Genomic DNA, 25,688 nt, shown 5'->3' on the forward strand with positions numbered 1-25,688 from the left:
TCCCGTCCTTTTACTCGACGTATTGGATGACGCGAGCCATCCCTGCTTCGAGGTGGTAGAGATTGTGGCAGTGGAACAGCCAGCTTCCGGGATTGTCGGCGATGAAGTCGAAGGTGACCTCGCCCATGTGGCCAGGGACGATGACAGTGTCCTTGACTGCGTTGCCGACTTGGAAGAAGTGACCGTGGAGGTGCATCGGATGAATCACCGGGCTATGGTTAACCATCCTCACTCGGACGTGGTCACCCTCGCTCACGTTGAGCGGGTCGGCGTCGGGATACGCCTGACCATCAATAAGCCACTCGTAGGAGCCGCCGCGACCCGCCGACAGCGTCAGGTCGAACTGACGGTCTGGACGGCCATCGATTCCGTCTAGCGGTGAGAGCGCACGGAGGTCCCCGTACTGAAGTCGGCGTCCCTCCGCAGACGGCGCAGACGGAGAACCACTACTCCCTTCGTATTGAAGAAGAGCGCGTGCCGGAGGTTCCCCACCGTTGACCGCGTCGGCGCGTATCTCCCACGTGCCAGGATTGTCGGCTTCGATGATTGCGTCGTACCGTTCGCCGGCCCCGAAGACGAACGAGTCCACCGTCACCGGTTCGACCGGCCGTCCGTCAGCGTGGGTGACCGACATTTCGTGACCGGCAGACCGGATTCGGAAGGCCGTCGCACTCCCGGCGTTCACGAATCGGAGCCGTACCCGCTCGCCCTCCCGGACGGTGAACGTCTGCGGGTCGGTCGGCAAGCGTCCGTTTATGAGGAGCCCGGCGTACGGTGGTCGTCTGTCGCCCATCTGGTCCATGTTCCCCATGCCACCCCGACCGCCTCGACCTCCCCGTCTGCCGCCCATCGGACCCTGCCCCGAGTCAACTTCTGAAATCGGTCGTGGCTCCTGGTCCAAGTAGTCGTCAACGACGACCGTGTACTCCCGGTCGTACTCAACGTGGGGGTCCTGTTCCTCGATTACTAACGGAGCGAGCAGTCCGCGGTCGAGTTGGAGTCCGACGTGACTGTGGTAGAAGTATGTCCCGGCGGGTTCCGCTCGGAACTTGTACGTGAACGTCTCACCCGGCGCTATCGGCTGTTGGGTGACGTCGGGGACGCCGTCCATCGCGTTCGGTACCGGGACGCCGTGCCAGTGGATCGTTGTCCCCTCCGAAACGTCGTTTCTGACTGTGGTTTCGAGTACATCCCCTTCTTTGACTCGGAGTTCAGGTCCGGGGAACTCACCGTTATACAGCCAATTCTGGGCAGATGTATTCGGCCCTGGCTGGATCTGGCCGGGCGCGACGGTGACCGTCGTGGACGTGTCCGCAGAGGCTGAGACGGTCGGACGTGGTGTTGCAGGCTGCGATTCATCGGTGGGCTTCAACACGTCGCTCCCTGAGCATCCTGCAAGTGCACTTGCCCCTCCCCCGCCGAGTAACTGAAGGAATCGACGCCGAGATGTTGACGGTGTGTTCACAGTTCGTTGAGTACCCGTTCGAATCGGTCGGCGACTTCCTCGGAAATCGAGTCAAGTTCGGGGTTGTCCGTAATGCCGACTAGTTGTTTAGGATCGACGGCGCTCACGGTGACGCCGTCGTCGGTCTCATAGACGATGACATTGCACGGTAGGAGCGCACCGAGTTCGATTTCCTCTGCGAGACCTTCGAAAGCGAGTTGGGGGTTACAGGCACCGAGGATGCGATATTGACGGAACTCTTCGTCGAGTTTCTCTGCGAACGTCGCTTGCACGTCGATGTCACAGAGGACGCCGAAGCCTTCGTCTTCAAGCGCACTCATTGTCTTCTCGACGACTGAGTCGAAGTCATCGTCAACCTTCTTCTGTATTGTATAGTCCATATTGTACAAGAACGCTCCCGGAAGTAATTACTGTTGTGGGAGATACGCTATCACGATAGGAGACAACTGCCTCCTTCGATGATAGCGTTTGGACGCTAACTGGTGAAAACTTCCGTTAAATGGATCTGACTTCCAGTAGTAAATTACTCCTGTCGATACGCTGGTCGCTCATTTAGACCGTAGTACGTCTCCTCTGTGGAAACACACTGTGAGTGACATTGGAACCGTAAGCGGGACTACTGTTTATGGGCTCAGAATTTATTGCCGGTGGTGGGCAATGGTCGTGAGTTAGGGTGACTCGAACAGGCAAAGGACGCCGTACTAGTCCGCCCGCATTGGTAACAGATAGTGAAATCCTCGAGGGGTACGTTGTGTTCAGAACTATGGGGCAATGGTAATCTAGTGGGGACACCGGTGGTTGGTATTGTATATATTCTGGTTCTATTGTAGGGATTGACAGTCTTCGCGCGGTTCCCGATCGTTAAGAGAATCCCGGAGCAAAACCACCAAGTCAGTTACAGGCACTCGACTGAATAAAAACCGTATTACCAACGACTGTTACTGTTGTTGCTCTGATGGCCACTGCCATTCTTGTTCTTCGACCACACCGAACAGTTGGCGGCGTTGGTCTGCTCGGTTCGATAGTTTCTCGTCAAACTCCTCGTCGGAAACGGTCGAGATTCCTGCGTCTCGAAGCCGGTCGAGGTCCACCGAAGGTGGGGTCCGATCGGCGGGCGGACTCATGGCCGTCCGGATATAGTCCTGTACACCCGACTGTGCAGTCTCAAGAATTAGTTCGTTCGGGCGGTGGTCGGCGTCGATGCCGTCGCGGAGGATCGTCACTGCGTCGTCGAAGACGGCAACAGCCACAGGTGCCGCGTGTTGTCGCCGCTCACTCCGGTAATAGTGCAGGACTGGGTACGCCTTGTGCTGGGCTGCGAGAGTACTCAGACTCGACGCAAACGACTCGACCGGGAGGTCGTGTTGCTGGAGATCGTCACCATCCCACCCTGTCTGAACGAACGATTCGGCGGTTTCGCCCACCCCCATGACGCTACTTGCAAACGATTGCTTGTTGACGACGCCCCGCAAGACAGAGGTGACGTACGACACGCCCAGTGTAATGAGGACCATCCCGCTGGCGTTCGTGAGTGCGGTGACTGTCTGCCAGAGTGGGCTCGCTGGACTGAAGTCACCGTTTCCCATCGTGAACATGGTGTATGCGACGAAATACCCCCGTCCGACCCAACTGACGGGTTCTGGTCCGCGTGTATAGTTGAGCGCGTTGGCATCACTCGCGAAGAGCAACGTCCACCCCGCCCAGATTAGTAAAACCCACATTGCGAGTGTGAGCGAGATTACGATCGGGCCAGCGAGACTGAGTACTCGGGAGTTCGAATCACCTAGTGGTTTGAGTCCACGCCATGTTCCCTTCATTAGTGGCGAGGTAAGTGGTCCGGCACCGCCGTTCGTCCACAGTATCGTCCAAAGGAGGTCGATTATTCCGACTATGAGAAGACCGACGCCAACGAGCAGGTAGAGGAATTGGACATTCTCCGTTACTTCTAACGGAACGAATCCAAGATATACGTGGACTCTTTCGACCGACCCAAATGAAATACTGGTATTAACTAACACGTAGATGAACAACCACGGCGGTGATGGTGTTAAGAATACTCGCCCTGAGTTACGTCTCTTTGCTTACCTTGCTAATAATACTAGACATTATATGCCAGAGTGAAGACGCCGGGTCGGTGAACCTGACCAGTACATCCAAATGGACGACACCACGGTGATGTTCTTCGTCGATGCTAGCTGGCTTGAGAAGAAATCAAGAGTCAGTTAGTGCCGAGAATGCCTCAGAGACGTCGTCTCGGCGGATATAAAGTACGACAATCCCAAGGACGAGCAGGCCGACGCCCTACCAGACCGAATCACCGGGGATGAGCCAGCGAATGATACTCACGATGCCAGAGATACGAGAGACCAGCCGATTGTGGTCTGATACGTCATAGCGTTCGTTTGCGTCTCCGTTAGTTATGCATGACACCCCTCTCCAGCGGTGTTACTCTTTTCGTTCGGCGCACTTGGAGGGTTGCCGTAAGAACCCCAAATTAGCAATAACGCTCCGCTTTTTCATCATCGGCAAACCGGCGACTATGAACACCAAGCTATTGAGGGCGAATGCCCGGAAAACACCGCTTATGGCGTGGCTTGCTGTTCTTCTTCGAAGTATGAGGTGAATCCACGTTATCAGATGAGGGACACGAGGTACTTATGGAGGTCTGTTACTTTGTGTGCGACCCGTCGCTGGCGACGCGATTTGGCATCGACCTCTATGCCGTGACTCTCGAGCCACCGCCGAGTTTCACTACTACCGGCTTTCCGCTCGATGCCGACCTGCCGGAGGTGTTTAATCGGGTGTCGTAGCCAGTTGTACTCCTCGTGGGCGAACACGTCGATATACTCCGGCGAGTGGGCGATGAGGATGACGTGAATCTGTCTGTCGGCCAGCAAGGACTGTCGATACGTCCAGCTACCGTTTGGCTCCGCCCCAACCGGCGGCTGGTGATACCACGCTAGCGGGTCCCACTCGAACCCGTGTTCCTCAAGTGTCGCTGTGAACTCATCCAGCGACTGGTGGATGGTGCCGACGTATTCGGTATCGCGAAGGCGGTACTCGGGCTGTCCGAGGGTTCGCGCAATTCTGGTGATAGAGGGACCGAGCCGCTGCCTCACGCGGTAGGGGACTTCTGGTTGGAGATTCTTGACGATGGTCCGCATTCGGTGTCCGTTAGGTTTCCAGCGACTCGAACGTGTTGCCGACCCGGCGAAACACAAGTGAAGTAAGCGACACCACTCACGGCGGCTGCTGCACCGAGGAAGAATACCCACCCTGACTTTGGAACATAGCCAAAACGAACCAGTCACCTCCACGAGTCTACCGACCTGCCAGAACCCCAAAGTACGTAGTCGCCAAATAGCTCCTGTGCCTCGTGGATGGACTGATACCCGAAAGCAGTACGTACGGATTCAGGGTAGCCGTGACAATCTTCTGCGGAAGACCATCCCGTTCGCTCTCGCGTTTCTTGGTGGCTTTCTGCTAGCCAAACAGCGCCAAAGCAGTAAGAACGCTGAGGAGGCGGAGTCCGAACCGGGAGACCTGACCGACGCCCTGACCCAAATACGCCAGCGAATGGCACCCAGCGGAATCGAGAATACAGCGGATGAAGGGATGACCGACCAGCTCAGTTCCGTGATGAACATCGCGGAACAGGTCGAAGGCCAAGTGAAGAACGTCGGCGAAGAGCGGAACCCCGACGGCACCGGAGCCGACATTGTACCGACGACCGGCATTGACGGAGATGTCGCTAACTACTCACCATCCTCGACTCACGGTATGCCGATGCTCGGTGTCGGCACCTTCGATCATGCGGACTACGATACGTGCTACGAGAACGTCCAACAGGCCCTTGACGTCGGGTACAGGCATATCGACACTACCGAGCAGGTTGAGGCGTACTACAACGAGGAGGCGGTGGGCGATGCTGTCGCCGCGTCGAGTGTAGATAGGGAAAGTCTGTTTGTGGCCACCAAGGTTCCACCAGCAGACCTCGACCAGTCTGGCGTCCGACGCAGCGCCGAAGAAAGCCTCGACCGCCTCGGTATGGAGTACGTGGACCTCCTGTACGTCCACTGGCCTACTGGCAAGTACGACCCGGTTGAGACGTTCGATGCGTTCGCAGCACTCAGAGAGGAAGGCCTCATCGAGGAAATCGGTGTGAGCAACTTTACGGTCGACTTGCTCAAGGAGGCCATCGACGTCGCCGACGCGCCGATTTTCGCGAATCAAGTCGAGATGCACCCGCTGCTCCCGCAGGAGGACCTCCGGGAGTTCTGCTCCCGGGACGACGTGGACGTGGAACTCGTGGTCTACTCGCCCATCGCTCGCGGCGATGTCGAACACGTGACGGAGTTACAGGAGGTCGCGAGGAAACACGGCGCGACGCCCGAACAGGTCAGCCTTGCGTGGCTTCGGGAGAAGAACGTGACCGCTATCCCCAGAGCGACGACCGAAGACCACCTTCGAGAGAACTGGCTGAGCCTCGCCCTCGAACTCGACGACGAGGACATGGCAAAACTCGATGCCATCAAGGAGCGCGAACGTGTGGTCAACCGCGATGATGCGCCGTGGAATTGATGCGGTTCTCCACCGGTTAGATTAATTCCGCCTTGACGCAATCGACTCAACGGATTTGCCAATCGCAGTGGCGGTCGTAATCGGGATACTCCGCCTTCCGTTCACAATATTGTACACTTGCCTGCTGCGAATCGCGACGGCGTCGCTGTACACATCGATCAGGACGTTCATTCCCCCGATGCACTGTTAGTGGTGTATTTCGAACAGCACGTCGTCGCCAAGATGGTCGAGTGCGAGATGTGGCACGGGCGTACAGACCGGGGGACGCTCCCAATACGAGAAGAGGACGAGCGTGTCGTCAGTATGTTCGAAGATTTGGGTCGTGGAAGTTGCGCCGCAGTCCTCGGTCACAGACAGTCCGCATAGTAATCAGCCGTGAGAAAGGCATCCTCAATGTCAGTAAGGGTGTCGGCCGGGCCGGTGGCACGGTCGACGCGCCACAGACTCTCCCCGGTCGGGTGGAGTGAGAGTGTGCGAATTCGAGTCGGGGTGGTCGGCGAGCGTGTCCGCCACCGTGTTGCACCGGGATCGTAGTCGAGTGTGAAGACGAGTTCGCGCTTACGGGTTGGTTGGCTGTGTGTTGTACGCGCGAACGGTCGACGGCGATTTCAATCATAGCGTCAGCTTCGTCCTCGGTCGACCATCACCTGTGTTCACCGCCTTCAGTACGCTCGATCTGTGTTACTAACGATTACTTGTAAGAGCGTCAACTTAGAGACGGTATGCGATATGGAATAAAGACAGGAGATTCCGGGGAGATAAGCAGGTATCTCAGTAGTGTTAACGGAGAACCCGGAAAATTGTTAATTATGCCCTCGGCCAGGGTGTTTCCTCATACAAGTCGACCAGAATTACTAGACCGTGTTAGTCGAACAATATTTGTACGAGGATATATTCCTACGATTCGATTGCGCTCAACTTAAGGACAATCGATGTCTACCCGATTAAGGCTAGTACCATGTGCTGTGGTGACTTAACCAAGTCAGGATTGTAGCGGAGAATCAAAATCATCATGGCCTCTCAGTATCTTGGGGACAGCAATGGGGTACTTGGCACGGGGTATTGAACAGGTCGGCGGACGGCGCGTTATCCTCGCCCTTGGAGGATTCTACATCGTCATTGCCGCCAGCTTTCCAGTCACGCCAGCCGTCGGCGACAGAACAGTCAATGACGTGGTGATGATTTCGTTACTCGTCGGCGCAAGTGGTCTCGCACTCTCCTACGGTGGCTATCGGCTCTCACAGAAGGACATCCGTCCTGACCTCTATCACGTTGTCGCCGGGTGGTGTGTCCGTGCTATCGAAGTCATGGTCGGTATCCTCCTATTCATCTCGGTCATCACCGAGCTAAACGACCCCCTTGCGAACTTCCTCATCCTCCCTGCACTTGCCAGCGTGGCCGGCCTCGGGATGGGGTATCACGATGGACAGGCCCAAACCCGAGCCGTGGACGCTGAAGAGTACAGCCAAGAACTCGAACGCTATGAAACCATCGTCGAAACCGTCAACGACGGCATCTTCGTTACCAACGAAGACAACCACTTCATACTGGTCAACGACGCCTACACCGAACTTGTGGGGTACGACCGCGAGGAACTCATCGGCTCGCACGCCTCGCTCGTCTTGACCGACGAAGAGAACGCAGCGACACTCCGCGAGGAGGTAGAGCGCAACCTTACAAAAGAGACTACTGACTCGGAAATGTATGAGACGCGGCTGCAAACTGCGTCTGGCGAGATAATCGAGGTCGAATGGACTGCTGCACCCCTTCCAGAGCCAGCGGATACCATCCCCGACGTGGTCGGTGTCGTGCGTGACGTGACCGAGCGCAACGAGCGCGAACGCCAACTCGAACGTCAGAACGAGCAACTCGACAATTTCGCGAGTCTCCTCGCACACGAACTCCGGAACCCCGTCAACATCGGCCAAATTTATAGTCAACAGCTCCCACATGAGGAAGAGCCACAAGCAGTAGAGTACGTCACAGAGGCGTTTGACCGCATCGAAGACATGATCGAGGTCCTGTTACTCGTGGCACGGGGTCGAGAAGCAGTCTCGGAGTGCTCGACCGTTCACCTTGCAAATGCGGTACGGCAGGCGTGGGACGAGGCGGACACGCCCGAGGCGACGCTGGACGTGGCGACCGACCTGACGATAGACGTGGACGAGACGTACATCCGCCACCTGTTCCGGAATCTGTTCGAGAACGCCGTCGAGCATGGCGGGGCCAGTGTCACCGTCACGGTCGGCGACCTTCCGACTGGCTTCTACGTCGCCGACGACGGTCGCGGCATCGAACCGGACGAACAGGAGACTGTGTTCGAGACGGGATACACGTCCTCGAAGAGTGAGGGAGGGATGGGGTTAGGATTGACGTTTGTCCAAGAAATGGCGGACGTGTACGGGTGGGAGTGTTCGGTGACGGAAAGTGCCGCTGGAGGGGCACGATTTGAGTTCAGGAACGTCACTAAGACCCAGCGAGCAACTGAATAATTTGTATCACGAACTTACCACTGGTAGCTCGCCTATGCTAAATTCAGAGCGTGAATATCTCGTGTTGTTAGGTAGAGATACTCCGTCGTAGCTTATTTTTATCGGAAGCTACTAATCAAACTCGATGGAGTCTGGTGACGAAAACCACCAGCGTACCCCCGACGCTGACCGTGTCTCACTCCTCACAGATGTGTTAAACACGTCCGCTGTCGCGACGTTCATCCTTGACGAGACGTTCACTGTCGTCTGGGCGAACGAGGCTGTTGAGAAGTATTTCGACCTTGACCGCGATACTATCCTCGGCACAGACAAACGCGAACTCGTTACCGAGAAGATACAACACCGCTTCGCACACCCCGACCGATTCGCCGAGCGAGTCTTGGCGACCTACGACACTAACTCCTACGTCGAGAACTTTGAGTGCCGTCTCTCTCATTCCAGTCTCACCGACAACCGCTGGCTCGAACACTGGAGCCAACCCATCAACTCCGGCCCCTACGAAGGTGGACGAATCGAACATTACACGGACATCACCGATCACAAGCAACGTGAACAGGATCTAGAGCGCCGTCGCCGCGAACTTGAACACCAGACCGAACGCTTGGAAAACTTCGCAAGCGTCCTCAGCCACGACCTTCGCACACCACTATATACCGCTCAAACGTATACTGGCGTCCTCCGCGAGAATGGGAATGCCGATGATGAAGTTGTCGCCGAGATAGAGCAGGCACTTGACCGAGCAGACGCCCTTATCGACGATGTCCTCACCCTCGCTCGTGAGGACACCTCGGTCATAGATGCCACAACAGTTGACCTTGCAGCGGTCGCCGAGAAGGTATGGGAAACCGTCAGGACTCAAACGGCAACCCTCACCGTTGACGTGGAATGTATGGTGACTGCCGATGAGCGTCAGTTGATACGCTTGTTCGAGAACCTGTTCCAAAATGCAGTGGAACATGGGGGTGATCGTGTTCTTGTCCGCGTAAGCCAACCCAACGATGACGACGGTTTTTCTGTTGCCGATGATGGGCCGGGCATCCCTGCTGAAGAGCGTGACCGGGTGTTCGAGTGGACGTACTCGACGCTGGAAGACGGAACAGGATTCGGGTTAGCCATTGTCCGGCAAATTGCAGATTCCCACGGATGGAAAACTACTGTTACCGAGAGCAAAGACGGAGGAGCGCGATTCGAGTTCCGAAACGTCGATATGGTGGCAGAAAGTCCACCTCCATGAGATGGAACTTTTGATTAAACCCGAGATACTACTGCAGAACTCCTAATCCACAGATTGACTGACCGGTAGGATAATTTGCACCACGAATTGCTTACGCCGTCTACTGTCAGATCTGAGGGATTTCACCAGCCAGAACTACGAATTAGGGAAACACGTGCGTTTACACCGCGAGTTCGTTCAATGTATCTCGGTGAGTGCGGATGGTTACCGTAGCGACGTTCGCGGCCCGTGCGACTTCTGATTGGACCATCAAACGGCCTGCATCACATCCCGCTTTGTATAAACATGCGGCGGCGAATCCTGTCGGGTCAACGCCTGAAGCGGCACCTGCTGATTCTGCCTGTTCTGCTAACTGCCGGGCACGATTCCTGATTCGGTCGGGGATGTTGAGTTCGGAGGCTAACTGGGGAATGAATCCACTCGGCTTCACAGGTTGGGTTGGCAGGCCGAGTTCCGTATTCAGCGTCTGATACGCAGTCCTCACTCGGGCCTGCTCGACACGAGCTGGCTCAGTAACGTCATCGAATGTTCGCGAGAGGCCGTTACATCGACATGCGCCGTGGACGCTTGCCGCCGCCATCGCCTCGATTGACTGGCCCCGAAGCAGGTCTTCATTCTGGGCACTCCGGAAGAGTTGGCACGCTTGGTCACGAATGGTTTTAGCGAGCTCGAGCGTGCTACTGATTCGGCGGACTTCACCGAGGCCGTGTGCGAGGTTGCGCTCGGCTTTCGACTGGAAGCGCCCGCGGGACTGTTCACGGCGAAGCCGACCAAGTTGTCGGCGCTTTCTCCCCGCAAGTTTATTCCCGTTCGCGTCGGTCCCACGTCCGATTTCGGTCGAGAGGCCGCGGTCATGACGGGCGGCCGTCAACGGCGCACCGGTGCGTTCCCGCTCGTCGGCCTCGAACGACCGCCACTCCGGCCCGTGGTCGATGCGTTGCTCGTTGATAACGAGGCCACAGTCCTCACAGATTGTTTCGACCGCGTTGGTAGTGACCTGACCGTCGCACTCGGGGCATTGGTTCGATTCAGCTCCGGTCTGTACGTCTTCGTCGAACGCTCGTTCGTAGATGGCCCTACTCGACATTGATATCACGTTCCTCGAGGACCTCGCTAACTTGACGATGCCCTCATCCCCTATGGGGCAAATAAACCGGTCTGCGGTCGCTAACGGCGACTTCCGACGAGATGAGGATCGAAGACTAGTGAGTATTGGAGTCTGACCAGAACCATACTTATTAGACGGGCAGACCGTTACTTGTCCGAGTCTAATGGCCCGGCCAAATCGCCAGCGTGAGCGGACGCGCAAATCCACGTCGAACGAAGAAACTACCGAGAAGGAGGGGGAAGGTCAGCAATGTCCTGAATGCAGTTCTGAAAATCTAGTTACGAACGGGGACAGTAACGAGGTCGTTTGTGAGGAGTGCGGGCTCATTATCGAAGAACAGAATATCGACCGCGGGCCGGAATGGCGTGCGTTCAATCATAGTGAACGCGAGAGTAAGAGTCGAGTCGGTGCCCCGACGACCCAAACAATGCACGATAAGGGACTGACGACCCAGATCGACTGGAAGGACAAGGACGCCTACGGGCGGTCGCTGTCCTCTGAGAAGCGTAGTCAGATGAATCGTTTGCGCAAGTGGCAGGAACGAATCCGCACGAAGGACGCGGGTGAGCGTAACCTCCAGTTCGCCCTGTCAGAAATCGACCGGATGGCCTCCGCACTTGGCGTTCCCCGGTCGGTTCGAGAAGTCTCATCGGTCATCTATCGGCGGGCACTCAAAGAAGATCTCATTCGCGGGCGGTCTATCGAGGGGGTTGCGACCAGCTGTCTCTACGCCGGGTGTCGCCAAGAGGGCATCCCACGGAGTCTTGACGAAGTCGCGGAGGTTTCTCGCGTCGAAAAGAAGGAAATCGGCCGCACGTATCGGTATATCGCGCAAGAACTCGGTCTCGAGATGAAGCCCGTCGACCCCAAAGAGTACGTGCCACGTTTCAGTTCCGACCTCGGAGTAGGTGAGGAAGTGAAAATGAAGGCGAACGAGATTATCGACGAGTCTGCCGAGCAGGGCCTGCTTTCTGGAAAGTCGCCGACGGGGTTCGCGGCCGCGGCCATCTATGCGGCGTCACTACTCTGTAACGAGAAGAAGACCCAGCGCGAGGTTGCCGAGGTCGCGCAGGTCACCGAAGTCACGATTCGGAATCGCTACTAGGAACAAATCGAGGCGATGGGCCTCCACTAAGCTACTCCGATTAGCGGTTCATATCGGAAATCTTCGCCAGCTCTCGTCGCCGTCATGATGGGAATGCGGACATTCATGAGGATACGACGCCTTTCGAAGAGTAATGGAGCGGTCCTCAACATCTCGGCCACTACCGACATACGCAGAGGAGGTCCTCGATAGTTTAAAATCGAAAATTGGGCCGACAGTAGATGCACTTCCACGAGACGAAGTTGAGGCATACTTACACACAGAAGGATTTGAGGACTCGACAATCGATGTGGCGCTTGATGAACTCTTGAATCGCGGCTATATCTACGTCGTGAACGACCAAATTCGGCTCACAGACAGTTGATTTAGAAACCTGTAGATTCCGTTGCTCAGACTCAGGTAGTTCAAACTACCAGAGTTGTGAGTATGCCATCTCGGTAGATGACTGACGTAGTCGTGCTGTGGCGAAAGCCCGGCCGCGAACGGCCCGTGGGTCGTAAGCGGCCCGGACCGTGGAGGTGGTGGGAGGTGGCGGTGACCGCACCACACCAGCAAAAAAAGGGGGCGTGCTCGGGCTATTCCCACCAGCGACCGCGCTCAGGGAAGAACATGGTCGTCCACCCGGTCACGGCGAGGGAAACCCGTCCTTCGTACCAGTTTCGGGCCGCTCCGCGAATGGTCACCTGCTCGCCTTCCTCCATCCACGGCGCCCGCGAGTTCTTCCAAACCGTCACTCGGATTCGCCCGCTTTCGTCTTCGATGAGTCCGACTTGCGCGATGCTTGGATGCGATGGCTCCCACAATGTGTCGACACGACCTTTGATGCTCACCTCCTTGCGATTCACGTCTTCGAGTTTGCCGATTGGAATCACGTGTCCCGGCGCTGTCTGCAATTCTTCGTGAACGCCGACGACTGCACTCATCAGGCTCGCTCCTTCGACCACGCGTTCGGCCAATCGCCGACTAATCGCCGCTCTTGTCCACCCATCCAACTTCTCGCTCAACCGCCGCGTCTGCTCGTTCACGCTCGATAGCTCGTCCTGGGATAGCTCCTCACGTGGGTCCGGACGCTCTGGGTCCGCCATTGGGGTCACGCTTGCCGCCCGCTTCTGGAACTCCCGACGTCGCTCCGCACTCCGCTTTGCTGCGATGTCCCGCGCTCGCTTTGCCCGACCATCCTGCTTACTGACTTTGGCTCTGACGCTGATGCGCTCTAGTTCTGCTTCCCGCGCCTGAATGCGCTCTTCCTGTTCGAGGGTCGCACCCTGAATCCGTTCTTTGCTCGTCTCCTTGATTCCGTCCGGATGGTTTGCATCCACCTTCGCCTGTGTTTCCTGCTCGACCGTCGCTCTGAGTTCGGGCGTCTCCTCGACAACCTCGAAGCCATCCGCATCGACTGCTCGCTCGTCCGCCTGTTCGAGTGCCTGTTCATCGACCGAAACGACCTTGCCGCTTGCGTTGTTACTAGACATTGGAGTCCTGACTCCTGAAGGCGCTCACGCGCCCGACACCGCGATGTTCCAGCATCGCGGATTTCCTCGACAACCACAACCAACAGACCCATCTGCGCTCTCGCTCGCGCCTTCGCTCGCGTCCCCTGTGGGCGCGAGCGAGAGCGCACTTAGAGAGAGGATGCATCCAGCACCGCGCGCCGTCTCGGCCGCCGCGAGCGTCCAGCGGAGTATGCGTCGCGGGGTGAGCATCCACGGCGCGCAACCCCCGGCGGATACCCGCTGGCGTCGAGACCAGATTCACTTTAGCCCGGACCGGGCGCTCGCGGTGCGGAGAGCGCCCGCACGCCCGGAATGGTCGGTCGCGAGCGACGCGGCGGCCGGCACGCGGCGAGCGGGGCGGGCCGTCGAAAAACACCGTTCAACCAGGACCGACGCTCAGTGACATACCCATATACTGGCGGGCTCAGAAAGGACGAGGCTGTCTCGGTCATCCCCCGACCCTACAAGCACTATAGGTACGAGGAGCGCAGTCGTGGTCGCGGGATGCCGAAGGGCTTTCAAGGAAGAATCTTGTCGGTCCTCGCTGTGTTATATTCTCGACAGAGCCGTCCTCCGGCCGTCCGAATTCTAGTCTTCCGGCGAAGAGGACGGACGAAGCCACCCAGCGTTCAAGTAGTGGCCGTTGCTCTCTCCTCATCGACTCTCGTTAGAGAGAATTTGACGGTCGGAGGTAGGCGCTCGCCGGAGCTATTTCCAGCTCAATCTAACTCCTGTTATTTGACCAGGAGGGATTCTGTGGTGGTGGGTTCGCTCTTATGTAGAACTACGGAAAGACCCTGTAGTTACACTGAGCCAGCCATAATCTGGGAGTATGTCTTCTGCTCAGCCGGCGTTCGGCGCGATGTTTCGAGAGCTGATCGAGTTGGGCATCGTCGAGATCGACACCGAGCCGCTCGATGCGGCCATCGAGCGGCGACTCAAGGAATTCTGGGAGAATACGTCCTGTCCACGGTGCGGGCACAGCTCCGTTCAAACGTGGTCGCATCTCGACCGCGTGTGGTGCCGTGACTGCAACTTCAAGCCGGTCTACACCTACGGAACGCCATTTCATGAGAAGCACCTCACCTGCGGCGAGGTACTTCTCGCATTCACGCTCTACGCCGATACATTGCTCAGTATCAACCAGATCGCGCCCTTCCTCGGGCGAGCCTACAAAACCGTTCACACGGCGATTCGGGAGGCGGAAGCCGCGATCCATCGCGGCTTCCCCGTCGTCTGGGGCCTCCTCGACCAGACCATCGCTGGACCGACGCAAGTCGACGAATCTGGCACAGTCTGCTCGGGCTACAAGGGACAAGAGCCGCCGCGAAGCAGTCGTTCTCGCGGCGGTTCGTCCCAAACTGGCCGCTCACGCTGGCGGGGCCGCCACGGTGATCAGCTGACGCTCGTCGCGGCGTGCCGCGACTCGCTTCGCGTGATCCGCGGCCAGCTCGGCATCGACTTCAGCGGTGATCTGGAACCAGTGATTCAGGAGGCTGAAGACCTCTCCCAGCCACTAGGAGAGGTTTGGACAGACGGACTCCAAGCCTACAGAGAGATGGAGCGTGACCACCGAACAGTCGTACACAAAGAGAGATACGTATCCCCCGACGGCGTCCACATTAACCAGGCTGAGTGCCTCTTTTCGCTTGTTCAACCGTGGCTGCGGAAGTTCCGCGGCCTGTCCAAGCAGGGCTTGGAACAGGCCGCTCACACGTTCGGCCTTATTCGGTCGCTAAACCTTGCCGGCGCATCCGTCGATATCATCATCGACTGCCTTGTTATGGGGGCGTTCCGCAGTTCTACATAAGAGCGGGTGGGTTTAACCAACAGAACGAGATTCACCTCTTTATCTGTTGGTTAACAGTAGATGATAGCACGGTTTCTTTAATCAGAATTTCCCTGTAACCGTCGCGCAATACAGAGCGTATATTGATTACGCTCACCAAGAACCCATTCGAGGACTGTCAGAATTCGCGTGCTGAATACAGGGCGCATATCGTTCACCCGAGATGCTGACGGCGCACCAGTTTGACGAGGCAACGGCATCTAAAAACTTATTCCCAAGCCAGAATTTGTCCCTGTTATTATGCCCTCCAACAGTCGCCGCCACTTTCTCGCCGTCGCAAGTACCACTGGTCTTGCCGGACTTGCTGGGTGTGCCGCGTTCGGGGGCAGTCGGCCGGACGTGAACCCCGCGACGGGCCTGGCTCGGGACACCAGCCAGGCACTTGATGACGAGGCAGTGTACGTCGCTGGCGACGATAACTACCTTCCGAACCCACCGACAACGACAGAGTCCATCGAAGATGCGGACGCCGTGCTGGCAACTGAGACCGCAGACCGGACGAAACTCGCAAACGCGTTTCGCGCCGGGAAGCCGGTCGCAGTCGCGGGTGGCGGCGCAACTGGAATCGTTCAGACGCTCCTCGACAGCGTCCAAGAGGATTACTCGTTTGGCGTGGAGATAGTGCGGGCGCGCCCCGTCAAGGTCGTTGTCGCAGACCCCCGCGGCGAAACCGTGGAGACGTACACGTTTGTCGCCGAGGGCGGGTGGGACGAGCCAATTCTCGATCCGTTCGGATGGGTGCTTGTTGGTCGCGTCCCCGAATGCGACACCTTCGTTCCGGAATCGTCGATGGATGATATGTTCGAGTATGCCGGTGCCGCGCATATCGCCGGCCGCTTTCCGACTGGAGAGACCTATGTCTCGCGTTCGGAGGCGTCAGTCAATCGACAGGATGCTGGTCTCTTCATCCGCCTCCGGACGAAACTGCACGCCGCAGCGAACGACGGATACGCCGTCGAGAAAGCCGTTCGGGAAGCGGACTTCGCCGACGACAAACGCCTCACGGAGGTCTATCCGAACGCACACACGCAAAACGGCGTGCAGGTCGCAAATGTGTCGGATACGACACGGAGTACATTCGTAATTGAGATCACACCTGCAAATTCGCGGGCCCGTAGTACACTTACTGGCTGCGGGGGGCTTCAAACAGGGAGTGGACTCGCCTACGACCATCGCACGAGTTTCCAGTGGAAGCGCGACAGACTCCTCGGCACCGACCGGCGCTACGGCAGCGCGACAGGCCGCGGCGAGTGGGCATTCAACGCCTAACCGCGGGATGTGTCCCGACTTCTCAATAACCTGGTATGTAAGGCAAAGTCATCGACGACGAGCCACTACTCTCAGATACTCCAGCCTCGACAGACTCACCGTAATGTCGAGCTCCGACTCGTTTTCCTCCTCGTACTGACGGTTATGCTGAATACACCCTCTGTATTCAGCACGGGTGCAAACGACTGCCCAGCAATTGTCAGAAATGTCGTGCTGTATAGCGACGCCGTCATTCCGGCGGGACCGCCGAGGACGCTGGTGTCGTGATGGTGGACGAGAACGACGGCCACCCCAGTATTCGGTCGCTCGTCGACGACGATTACGAGATTATCCCGTTCTAACGGGCACGCGGTTCAGACGTAGAGAATACCGATTCCCATTCCGTTTGGTTTGATTCTCGGATTTCACTCACGGGCGGCACGTAGACGAGCGAGACGCCGACGGCGAGGGTTGATCGGGAGGGGTCAAATTACAGCGTCAGTCGACAGAACTCCTACAACACTGGAGTTCCATCGTAGTGTATGAAAATGAACCACATACGTCGAGGAACGGGAATGCCGTTAGTCCTCGTTCATGGGTTGGGCGGAAGTTGGCGTACGTGGACCCCCGTCCTCGACAAACTGGCCGCCGAGCGTGAGGTGATTGCGGTGGATCTCCCCGGTCACGGTGAAACGCCGGCGCTATCAGGTGAAGTGTCCATCGACACCCTCGCCGATGCTGTTACGTCGTTTCTCGACGCGAACGACCTCAGCGGCGTTGATGTGGTCGGTAACTCGATGGGGGGACGACTCGTACTCGAACTCGCGCGCCGGGGGACGGTCGGCACCACTGTCGCGCTTGACCCCGGTGGGTTCTGGAAGGGGTGGGAGCGGTACTTCTTTTACGTGACGCTCGCTCCCTCGATCCGTCTCGTTCGCCTCCTCCAACCCGTGATGCGCCAGCTTACGGGTAGCGCCATCGGTCGGACGCTACTTCTAGCTCAACTCTCGGCACGGCCCTGGGATCTGTCCGCCGACGTCGCACGGGAAGAGATGCGGACCTTCGCCGACTCGCCGTCGTTCGATGAACTACTGCGTCGGTTAGCCTTCGGCCCCAGCCAACCGGGGACGGACTCCACACCGGGCTCAGTCGTGATCGGATGGGGTCGCAAGGATCGAGTTACCCTGCCCCGGCAGGCAAAACGCGCGCTGGACCGATTCCCCAGCGCTCACTTGTACTGGTTCGAGGATAGCGGGCATTATCCTCACTGGGACGCTCCCGACGAGGCGACCGAACTAATCCTCGCGAGCACTGCGAACGACGAGTGACACAATCTGGCTTGTAACTCCGCTCCTCGGCCGTCTCGACGACCTCCAACTCGCCTTGTTCGACCATCCGCTTAAGATACGTCACGGCAGTATCGTGTGAGACGTCTGCCTCCCTAGCAATCTCGAATTGCTTCCTGCCGTCCCGAACTATACCGATGAACTCCGAGATATACTGAGTGACGGACTCGTGGTTCACGACAAGAGAAATTCAAGTCGGTCCGGAAGATGGTGTTCCACGGTGATCTCGATGAGTAGGAGGAGATTATTCGTCGCGATACGTTTCTAGTGGGAGGCGGTCAAGACCGGCAGTATCGTAGTCTTGCTCGCTTGAGAGTACTCTCCCATCGCCTGTTGTGGCCATCCCGGCGTGGAGTGCATCAAATGGTGTCATCTGGTGTTCCTCCAAGAACGTGGCAGCAGCGAGAACAGCGTCCTCGTGGTGTTCTGGCCGAATCGGCACTAACTCGAGGAGATTGGTGATTGCTCGTGGCGCATCGATCTCGTACTCGGCCTGTTCACGGTCGTAGAACAGAACGAGTACCTCAGCGTATGCCAGAATCGATGTATGAATGTCATCTTGTTCCTCAAGCGCTTGAAGTGCGGGCTCACGGAGCCAATCGCTGTCTTTGACGAGGGCTATGAGGAAGTCGGTTTCGACGTACACGAGTCAGTCCTCGTGGTCCTCCGAGCGACTCTCGACTTCTGCTTGCACGTCTTCAGTAATTCGCTTGCGGGCATCGGCTTTCAACTGGTCGGTATTGTCACCCTCAAAAGCGTCACCAACCGCCTCACGCAGTCCCTCTAATGGGTCCTCGTCAACGGGAAATAGCGCAACATGGCTCGGGAGTTCGACGATACGATACTGGTCTCCGAACCGCTCACGAACGTCCTTCGGCAAGTAGATGCGTCCGCGTTCGTCCGTAGATTTCGACATCCTATACACTACTACCACAGGATGATTATAAAGTCTTCCCGTAAAATCGCTTGTTTTCCCGTACAGGCTGAATGTGTCAGAGACACGTTCGCGTCAACAAGAACAGTCGGCGCATCCGACAAGGAAGTATCCTGACCCATTCCCCATATGAATCGTGGTCATGTGTAGATATTGAATGAGGATTGCTACTGTCTAATAGAGGCGTGGTGGAAGACCAACAATTGTCCCCGAATACTCGCCCAGAACTGAACGATAAGTCCCGCCATATCAAGGAAATATGTAATCAGTATCCTACTCACTATACTTGAGTACGTGTCTGGGTAACGGACATATATAAATCCGACCGCCATTTTACATATAAACTTTAAGTAGAAGGGGGAAGAGATACCTTTGTATGAAAGAGAATGCGAATATGGATTCGGGTGGCGGATCGACAATCCGCCTCGATATACCGGCTCAGGACACGAATCTCTTCAAGAGCCAGGCAGTCCACGAGATACTTTCATTTTTAGCTCGGTATCACACCGACGAGTTCTCTATCACAGAATTAGGTGACGCCGTGGACTACTCACAACCAACGATCTCGAAGGCTGTCGATATACTGGCCGCCAACGACCTCGTCGTCACCCGACGTGAAGGGAATACTAAGAACGTACACATCAACCGTGGTCGATTATCACGCTCGGACGATCCCTTCCTCCAAATCCCGCAACCTGAATTCCACAAGCCGGTCCGCACAGCAGTCACGGAGATACTCGAGAATCTCGACGGTCTCGTCGGTATCGTCCTGTACGGTAGTGTCGCACGAGGAGACGCTGACCGTCGGAGTGATATCGACTTGTGGGCACTCATTGAAGAAGACCGGATGGCGAACCAGCGAACCGCGAACCGCGTCCGCCAAGACCTCGAAGACCACGAATTCGAAACCGGCCGATACACATACGATATCGATGTCGAATCGCTTCCCGCCGTCCCGAACTATACTGATGAACTCCGAGACGTGCTGAGTGACGGACTCGTCGTTCATGACACAGAGAAATTCGAGACAGTCCGGAAGATGGTGTTCCATGGTGACCTCGATGAGTAGAGAGACAGACCCACAGGCTATCACGGACGCGCTCGACGCAGCGATTGACGCATTCAACGAAGAAGGCTACGGTGTCCTCACACGAGAAGACGCAATCGATCCGGACGTCGACTGGAAAACACATCTAACGAAGGCCTGCCGACTGCTAGCCGCTGTCGAAACCATCGCCGACCAAGGCTTCTATACTGCGACTATCGAGTTGTGCTTCGGCGCAACCGAACGGTCCGTCGAAGCGTATGCGTTAGCCGAAGGTGGCGACGACCTCAATGACTTCCACGACCACACGTCCTGCTACGACCGCGCAACCGACCTCGGCCTCCTCTCAGGCACAACAACCCGTGAACTCCGACAACTGTACGACACCAATCGCACAGACAGTTACTACGGTGGACGACGCCCGACAGAACGCCAAGCAGACACCATGCAACAACTAGCTCAAAACGTCCATAAACACGTCACGAATCAGGTTCGGGAAGGCGGCGTCTGCGTCTGCGACTCACCAAACTAACGACCTCGACGCAGTCGGGCCAGACCGGCTACTCCGCCAACCACGCGTTGAGGTCGTTGATTCCGTCGGGGTGGAGGAAGACGGAGATTAAAAAGCAAGAACGCTTTCAGGCCTGCAATAGCAGGATACTGAACGTCGATAGTTCCGATTGCAACGCGAATTTTCCCAGCGCCGATTCGGTTCGGAACTGTGGGTACTTCGTCGAGGAGGTCTCGGGTGACGGAGATGTCTTGCTGTGAAACGAGTGAGACTACTTTCTCAAGTACTCTATCAGCCCCTCACGAACACTTCGTGTCGTTTCCTTCGGCCCACGAATCATCGCAACGGTGGCGTCTACCTCCTCGCCGATCGTCTCCGGAATCGACCCGAACAACGCCTGTGAAACCGATCCCGAGCGCGTAGCGCCGACACAGACCGTGTCGTACTCACTGACGGCGGCGAGCAACGTCTCCTCGATGTCCTCGCCGACGACGACCTCGGTGTCGTAATCCATGTACTCGATTCCGGCCTGCTCGGCGACCCCGGCAATTATCTCCTCACCTCGTTCGCGAGGATCGTCCTCGTCGTCGGGACGTTGCGCGTTGAGGAGGGTGAGCGCTCCCTCTTCGCGCGTCGTCGCGACGAGTTCCGCGGCCCGACCAGCGGCGATCGGGGCGTGGGGTCCTTCGCCGACGAGTGCGACGACGTCTTTGAGTTCGTCGACGCGTTCCGTCGTTGCAAGCTTGACTAGTGACACCTCACAGGGGGCGTGGGTGACGACTTGATCGATGTTCGACCCAAGGATGTGCTCGCGGGCGCTCCGCGACCCCTTCCAGCCCATCAGCACGTGGTCGGCCCGTTCGTCCTCCACCACGTCCAGCACGACATCGCCGACATCACGCCCGACGATAGCCCGCGTTCGGATGCCGATGTCGAGATCCTCGGCGATATCGCGGGCCGCGTCGAGGAGTTCCTGTTGCCGTGCGACTCGCTCCTCCTCGAACTCGACGTCTTGGGAAAGTGAGGTCTGCTGTGGTACTTCGATGACGTTGACTGCGATGATTTCGGCGTCCTCGTCCTCGTGGGCGTGAGCGTTCGCGGCAGCGAGTCGGAGCAGGTCGCGTTCTGTATCGGGGTTGGCCACCGGGACGACGACCCGGTAGTTGCCCTTTCCGTCCGTAGCGGTCGTCGGGCGTGGCGCGATGGCCTCCCCGACCAGTCCGTCCGTGGTCGCGCGGTGGCGGGCGTAGCCGAAGTACCAGACGATGCCGACGGCGACGATGGCGACCCCAATGGCCTGTACGATCCAGCTCATCTGGAGCAGGACGGCGATGCAGGCGAGGAATCCGACTACCGGGACGACCGGATAGAGGATGCTCGGCACTCGGAAGGAGGGGTCGTAGTCGTCGGGGTCGGCCCGACGCATCACCACGACGGCGACGTGAACCAGCGCGTAGGTGATGAGATACGAGAACGACGCAACCTCCGCAAGCGTGCCGATCTCGACGCCACTGGCAATCAACACGAGGATGACCACACCCGTTGCGACAATAGCGCGATAGGGCGTTCGGAATCGGTCATGGACTTGGTTGAGCCAGTTCGTGAGAATCTTGTCTCGGCCCATAGCGAAGTTGACGCGCGCCGCCGACAGGATGGAGGCGTTCGCGCTCGACACTGTGGCCAGCATCGCGCCGACCACCATGGCGAACCCGCCGGCCTCGGCCCACGAAATCGAAATCGGTCCGAGTTCGAGCCTGCCGAACGAACTCATCACCGTCTCGGCGACGTCGGCGACCGGAATGTTCGAGGTTGCGAGCGCGTCGATGGAGAGGGTGCCAGTACTGACGAACATCACGAACACGTACATCAGCGTCGGAGTGACGACGGCCGCAATCATCGACAGCGGGAGATTCCGACTCGGATTCTTGATTTCTTCGGCGCTGGTCGCGATGACCTCGAACCCGATGAACGACACGTAGATTGTTCCCGCCGTCGCGGCGACCGCAGGCCACCCGTTCGGATTGAACGGGGAGAGCGTCTCCATGTCCACGTTCAGCACCCCGAACGCGATGAACACGATGATGAGACCAACCAGCGCGAGTACGATGACGTTCTGGAGCGCTCCGGTCTCCTTGACGCCATAGTAGTTGACGCCCGTCAGGATGGCCGCCATCACGAGTGCGGTGACGGCGACGCCGGTCGAGCCCATCGGGACGAAGTACGTGAGGTACTGGCCGAACCCGAGCATGTAGAACGCGGAGGCGAACATCAGGCCCGCCCACATGCCCCAGCCGACGATGCTCCCGAAGAAGCTGCCGAGCGATCGGTTCACGTAGTAGTAGCTGCCGCCGGCCTTTGGCATTCCGGTGGCGAGTTCCGACAGCGACAGGGCGGCGAGCAGCGAGACGAGGCCGCCGATTGCGAACGAGATCATGCTCGCCGGGCCGGCGGCTTCGGCGGCGATGCTCGGCAGGACGAAGATACCCGCCCCGATCATCGTCCCGAGGCCGATGGTGTACGCTTCGAGGAAGCCGAGGTCGCGGGCGAGTTCCTGGTCGGTCATCAGCCTCCGCCCTCCTTGTCGGGCGCTCCGCCGGTCTTCTCGATGGCGTGGACTGCCGAGACGTTACCGCCACCGTCCCGACCCCGAGAACGTACCCGTTCGCAGGTCGCTTTCGCGCCCTCCACGGACGCGACGGGAGTGACAACCTCTTGAAGTAGTTGGTCTGTCATAGGTGTTACTCTCTTTTCGTGACCCACGGGTTAGCGCCAACCGTAAATATAGTTTTGAATTCATAGAGTACCGAGACGCATCTCCACCCGCGGCACCCCGAATCTGACTGCCCCCGCCCCAACGATGGTACCGGAATCTCCTGGAGCGATAACAAGTGGGAGTTCGACTCCAGCTCGCAGAACATCAGCGAGTACTGTGAGAACTTCGACCCGAACCACGAGGGAACTATCGCCGAAAGGGACTACCGTACCGCATACGGAGGGAATGGCGATACGAAAGGCCATCCCGTCGTCGGTCTCGAAAAACAGGAAAGCGGCGCTCGCCCCGTCTACGGTTACTACCCTACAGTTACACGAACCTCTGTGGTGCCTCCGGCATCTCGTTCGGAATCGCATCCGGCGCAGTTTCCGTCTCGGCATCGTCAGGTATCGGTCTGGACAGTTGGAATACAAGCCACGAACGTTAAAAATCTAAGACCGGCTACAGAGCTGCCCCTTTCCCCCGTTATCAGTATTGCAATACGGTTTCTTGATTCAGTCTGCGGCGTGGTTTTCGCACCGATTCCACGGTTCGCACGAGTTGTCCCACCCGGTGAGCTTCGCCTTTTCGTTTGATACCTGATACCAGTTCGACCGGGGTTCGACGAAGAGTGGTTCTCTCAAGTTGGGCGTTGACAGAATGACCACGAACGTCGGCGGGGGAGAAGTTCGGTAGTGAACCAGGTTTGCGGCTCGTTGCGCTTCTTGGTTCGAGCAGAGGGCTTTTCCCCGCGGTGACGGCTATTCGACGCGGGTCCTGCTCTGCTCACGCATGAACTGCTGGAGGTACCAGTAGCCGCCGGCGAACTTGCCGGTCGTCCCCGAGAACTTCCAGCCGCCGAAGGGCTGGGCCTGCACGAGCGCCCCCGTAGTTGCGCTCTGGGTTCGGTTGGCGTAGCACATTCCGGGCTCGACCTCGTCGAACCAGCGCTCGACCTCCTCGTCGTCCTCCGAAAAGATGCCCGCACAGAGGCCGTAATCGCTGTCGTTGGACTTCTCGATCCCCTCCCGTAAGCCAGACACAGGGTGAACGGTCACGAACGGGAGGAAGTGCTCCTCTCGAGCGAGGTCGTGTTCGTGGGGGATGTCGGTAACGACGGTGGGTTCGACGTATCGCCCCTCAGGCAGATCGTCGTCGTCGATGACGGACCCGCCCGTCCGGACCGTCCCGTCGGTCCGTGCCTGCTCGGTGATTCGCCGATATCGTTCGAGCGCACTGTCGTCGATAACGGGATTGACGACGGTCTCGAGTTTCTCGCCGCGACCGATCCCCAACTGCTCGGTCGAGTCCACTAGTCGGTCGGTGAACTCGTCGAAGACATCCTCGTAGACGTACACGCGGGAGGTTGCCGAACACTTCTGGCCGCTGAATGAGAACGCGCCCTTCGCGACCCCTTCGACTGCACCGTCGAGGTCGGCCTCGTCACTGACGATAACCGGATTCTTCCCCCCGAGTTCGGCGATGACGGGCCCGCGCTTGCCCTGCTCTCGAAACGTCCGCTCGATACCGAGGCCGACTTCGCGCGACCCCGTGAACGCCACACCCGCGACGTCCTCGTGTTCGGTGAGGGGTCGGCCGACCTCGCTACCGCCTCCGGTGACCAAGTTGCACACCCCGTCGGGAATCCCCGCGTCGGCGAGAACGTCGACGAACGTGTGAGCGATTAAGGGCGTCGCGCTCGCGGGTTTGGCGACGACAGTGTTTCCGGTGACCATCGCGCCGGTAGTCATACCGGCGAGGATGGCCAACGGGAAGTTGAACGGGGCGACGACCGCAAAGACGCCGTACGGGCGTAGCAGATTCGTGGTGTGCTGACGCGGCGTCGGTTGGCCAGTATCGAACCGATAGCCGTCGGAGCGCTCCAGTTCCCGACTGTAGAACCGGAGGAAGTCGATGGCCTCGTCGACGTCGGCCATCGCTTCGGTCCGGTTTTTCCCGTTTTCGAGAGACAGCGTCGCCGCCAACTCGAACTTACGGTCCCGCATGCGGTCGGCGGCGGTCCGGAAGACCTCGGTGCGCGCGTCGACATCGCGACGCTCCCACTCCGGGAACGCCGCCTCGGCGGCGCTCACCGCGGCATCGACCTCCGATTCGCCGCCCGAGGCGAACTCGCCAATTTCGAGGTCCAAGTCTCCTGGACTCGTCACTTGGAATCGGTCGTCGGTATCGACGCGATTGCCGTCGATGCGTAGCCCGTGGTACTCTCCCAATTCGGCCTTCACGGACTCAATCGCTTCCTCGTAGGCCTCGTGAAACTCGTCCTCGTTTCCGTTCTGTTGATAGGTGAGAAGCGTCAGTTCGTTCTCGAACTCTTCAGGGTGCACGGGCCTATAAGGTCCTTGGCGTGCTTATATGTTCGTCTCACTATAGTGGTGGATTTTCACCCACCATACAGTGAAGAGTGCAGGGCGACACGTTCGTAGTGATAGCGATGAATATTTGCTGAATACAGCCTCTCTATGCAGCACGCTTTCGATACTACCTTTCACGGTCGATAGGTCGCT

21 protein-coding genes and 3 pseudogenes are annotated in these 25,688 nt (G+C 58.0%); 11 read left to right on the forward strand and 13 right to left on the reverse strand.

Annotation, left to right across the window (positions count from 1 at the left end; translation table 11 throughout):
- Window positions 1–10 precede the first annotated feature (10 nt).
- The 4 genes from M0R89_RS21110 to M0R89_RS21125 form a co-directional block, all read right to left on the reverse strand.
- Window positions 11–1,465: a multicopper oxidase family protein gene (locus M0R89_RS21110; protein WP_438267695.1), complete on the reverse strand. Its 1,455-nt coding sequence runs from the start codon at window positions 1,463–1,465 to the stop codon at window positions 11–13.
- Window positions 1,462–1,845, reverse strand: a complete 384-nt coding sequence (locus M0R89_RS21115; RefSeq protein WP_248652733.1) for a DUF302 domain-containing protein — start codon at window positions 1,843–1,845, stop codon at window positions 1,462–1,464. Before M0R89_RS21115 ends, M0R89_RS21110 begins: the two co-directional genes overlap by 4 nt.
- Window positions 1,846–2,403: 558 nt before the next feature.
- Window positions 2,404–3,483, reverse strand: coding sequence for a potassium channel family protein (locus M0R89_RS21120; protein ID WP_248652734.1), 1,080 nt, complete (start codon window positions 3,481–3,483; stop codon window positions 2,404–2,406).
- Between the two features lie 615 nt (window positions 3,484–4,098).
- On the reverse strand, window positions 4,099–4,629 hold the full coding sequence (locus tag M0R89_RS21125) for a hypothetical protein (RefSeq protein WP_248652735.1): 531 nt from the start codon (window positions 4,627–4,629) through the stop codon (window positions 4,099–4,101).
- 616 nt (window positions 4,630–5,245) lie between these two features.
- On the opposite strand from M0R89_RS21125, the gene M0R89_RS21130 reads away from it, so the two are divergent.
- Window positions 5,246–6,046: an aldo/keto reductase gene (locus M0R89_RS21130; protein WP_248652977.1), complete on the forward strand. Its 801-nt coding sequence runs from the start codon at window positions 5,246–5,248 to the stop codon at window positions 6,044–6,046.
- A gap of 186 nt (window positions 6,047–6,232) precedes the next feature.
- On the opposite strand, the pseudogene M0R89_RS21135 reads toward M0R89_RS21130, so the two are convergent.
- A pseudogene (locus M0R89_RS21135) lies at window positions 6,233–6,588 on the reverse strand (helix-turn-helix domain-containing protein); the annotation flags it as partial.
- 498 nt (window positions 6,589–7,086) lie between these two features.
- On the opposite strand from M0R89_RS21135, the gene M0R89_RS21140 reads away from it, so the two are divergent.
- Together M0R89_RS21140 and M0R89_RS21145 are read left to right on the forward strand one after the other, a co-directional pair.
- Entirely contained in the window at window positions 7,087–8,538 is a 1,452-nt protein-coding gene (locus M0R89_RS21140) for a PAS domain S-box protein (protein ID WP_248652736.1), read from the forward strand.
- A 124-nt stretch (window positions 8,539–8,662) separates the two neighbouring features.
- On the forward strand, window positions 8,663–9,772 hold the full coding sequence (locus M0R89_RS21145) for a PAS domain-containing sensor histidine kinase (RefSeq protein WP_248652737.1): 1,110 nt from the start codon (window positions 8,663–8,665) through the stop codon (window positions 9,770–9,772).
- Window positions 9,773–9,932: 160 nt separating this feature from the next.
- On the opposite strand, the gene M0R89_RS21150 is transcribed toward M0R89_RS21145, so the two are convergent.
- Entirely contained in the window at window positions 9,933–10,859 is a 927-nt protein-coding gene (locus tag M0R89_RS21150; RefSeq protein WP_248652738.1) for a transcription initiation factor IIB, read from the reverse strand.
- A 184-nt stretch (window positions 10,860–11,043) separates the two neighbouring features.
- On the opposite strand from M0R89_RS21150, the gene M0R89_RS21155 reads away from it, so the two are divergent.
- Both M0R89_RS21155 and M0R89_RS21160 read left to right on the forward strand, forming a co-directional pair.
- Window positions 11,044–11,985, forward strand: a complete 942-nt coding sequence (locus tag M0R89_RS21155; protein ID WP_248652739.1) for a transcription initiation factor IIB — start codon at window positions 11,044–11,046, stop codon at window positions 11,983–11,985.
- Window positions 11,986–12,118: 133 nt separating this feature from the next.
- Window positions 12,119–12,349, forward strand: a complete 231-nt coding sequence (locus tag M0R89_RS21160; RefSeq protein ID WP_248652740.1) for a hypothetical protein — start codon at window positions 12,119–12,121, stop codon at window positions 12,347–12,349.
- Window positions 12,350–12,560: 211 nt separating this feature from the next.
- Here the strand turns inward: M0R89_RS21160 and M0R89_RS21165 are convergent, their stop codons facing one another.
- Window positions 12,561–13,457 (reverse strand): OB-fold nucleic acid binding domain-containing protein, encoded by an 897-nt coding sequence (locus M0R89_RS21165; protein WP_248652741.1) that lies wholly within the window; start codon window positions 13,455–13,457, stop codon window positions 12,561–12,563.
- An 853-nt stretch (window positions 13,458–14,310) separates the two neighbouring features.
- On the opposite strand from M0R89_RS21165, the gene M0R89_RS21170 reads away from it, so the two are divergent.
- The 4 genes and pseudogenes from M0R89_RS21170 (at window position 14,311) to M0R89_RS21180 (ending at window position 17,903) form a co-directional block, all read left to right on the forward strand.
- Window positions 14,311–15,288 carry an IS1595 family transposase gene (locus M0R89_RS21170; protein WP_248652742.1) on the forward strand — a complete coding sequence of 326 codons (978 nt, stop codon included), beginning with the start codon at window positions 14,311–14,313 and terminating at the stop codon, window positions 15,286–15,288.
- A gap of 279 nt (window positions 15,289–15,567) precedes the next feature.
- On the forward strand, window positions 15,568–16,596 hold the full coding sequence (locus M0R89_RS21175; RefSeq protein WP_248652743.1) for a hypothetical protein: 1,029 nt from the start codon (window positions 15,568–15,570) through the stop codon (window positions 16,594–16,596).
- 251 nt (window positions 16,597–16,847) lie between these two features.
- A pseudogene (locus M0R89_RS23580) lies at window positions 16,848–16,937 on the forward strand (DsrE family protein); the annotation flags it as partial.
- 180 nt (window positions 16,938–17,117) lie between these two features.
- Window positions 17,118–17,903, forward strand: coding sequence for an alpha/beta fold hydrolase (locus M0R89_RS21180; RefSeq protein ID WP_248652744.1), 786 nt, complete (start codon window positions 17,118–17,120; stop codon window positions 17,901–17,903).
- Window positions 17,904–17,913: 10 nt separating this feature from the next.
- On the opposite strand, the pseudogene M0R89_RS23585 reads toward M0R89_RS21180, so the two are convergent.
- The 3 genes and pseudogenes from M0R89_RS23585 to M0R89_RS21195 form a co-directional block, all read right to left on the reverse strand.
- Window positions 17,914–18,099 (reverse strand): annotated as a pseudogene (locus M0R89_RS23585) (hypothetical protein); the annotation flags it as partial.
- A 66-nt stretch (window positions 18,100–18,165) separates the two neighbouring features.
- Window positions 18,166–18,567 carry a PIN domain-containing protein gene (locus M0R89_RS21190; protein WP_248652745.1) on the reverse strand — a complete coding sequence of 134 codons (402 nt, stop codon included), beginning with the start codon at window positions 18,565–18,567 and terminating at the stop codon, window positions 18,166–18,168.
- Between the two features lie 3 nt (window positions 18,568–18,570).
- Window positions 18,571–18,837 (reverse strand): AbrB/MazE/SpoVT family DNA-binding domain-containing protein, encoded by a 267-nt coding sequence (locus tag M0R89_RS21195; RefSeq protein ID WP_248652746.1) that lies wholly within the window; start codon window positions 18,835–18,837, stop codon window positions 18,571–18,573.
- Window positions 18,838–19,231: 394 nt separating this feature from the next.
- Between M0R89_RS21195 and M0R89_RS21200 the strand changes: the two genes are divergently transcribed.
- Both M0R89_RS21200 and M0R89_RS21205 read left to right on the forward strand, forming a co-directional pair.
- Entirely contained in the window at window positions 19,232–19,924 is a 693-nt protein-coding gene (locus M0R89_RS21200; RefSeq protein ID WP_248652747.1) for a nucleotidyltransferase domain-containing protein, read from the forward strand.
- Window positions 19,917–20,432 (forward strand): DUF8154 family protein, encoded by a 516-nt coding sequence (locus tag M0R89_RS21205; RefSeq protein ID WP_248652978.1) that lies wholly within the window; start codon window positions 19,917–19,919, stop codon window positions 20,430–20,432. The genes M0R89_RS21200 and M0R89_RS21205 overlap by 8 nt, the downstream gene beginning before the upstream one ends.
- A gap of 250 nt (window positions 20,433–20,682) precedes the next feature.
- Here the strand turns inward: M0R89_RS21205 and M0R89_RS21210 are convergent, their stop codons facing one another.
- The 3 genes from M0R89_RS21210 to M0R89_RS21220 all read right to left on the reverse strand — a co-directional run bounded on the left by M0R89_RS21210 (window position 20,683) and on the right by M0R89_RS21220 (window position 25,508).
- The gene (locus M0R89_RS21210) at window positions 20,683–22,974 is read right to left on the reverse strand and encodes an amino acid permease (RefSeq protein WP_248652748.1); all 2,292 of its coding nucleotides are present in this window, start codon (window positions 22,972–22,974) and stop codon (window positions 20,683–20,685) included.
- Window positions 22,974–23,144: a hypothetical protein gene (locus tag M0R89_RS21215; protein WP_248652749.1), complete on the reverse strand. Its 171-nt coding sequence runs from the start codon at window positions 23,142–23,144 to the stop codon at window positions 22,974–22,976. Before M0R89_RS21215 ends, M0R89_RS21210 begins: the two co-directional genes overlap by 1 nt.
- A gap of 780 nt (window positions 23,145–23,924) precedes the next feature.
- Window positions 23,925–25,508: an aldehyde dehydrogenase family protein gene (locus tag M0R89_RS21220; protein ID WP_248652750.1), complete on the reverse strand. Its 1,584-nt coding sequence runs from the start codon at window positions 25,506–25,508 to the stop codon at window positions 23,925–23,927.
- Between the last annotated feature and the right edge of the window lie 180 nt (window positions 25,509–25,688).

The sequence above is a fragment of the Halorussus limi genome, assembly GCF_023238205.1.
Lineage (GTDB): Archaea > Halobacteriota > Halobacteria > Halobacteriales > Haladaptataceae > Halorussus > Halorussus limi.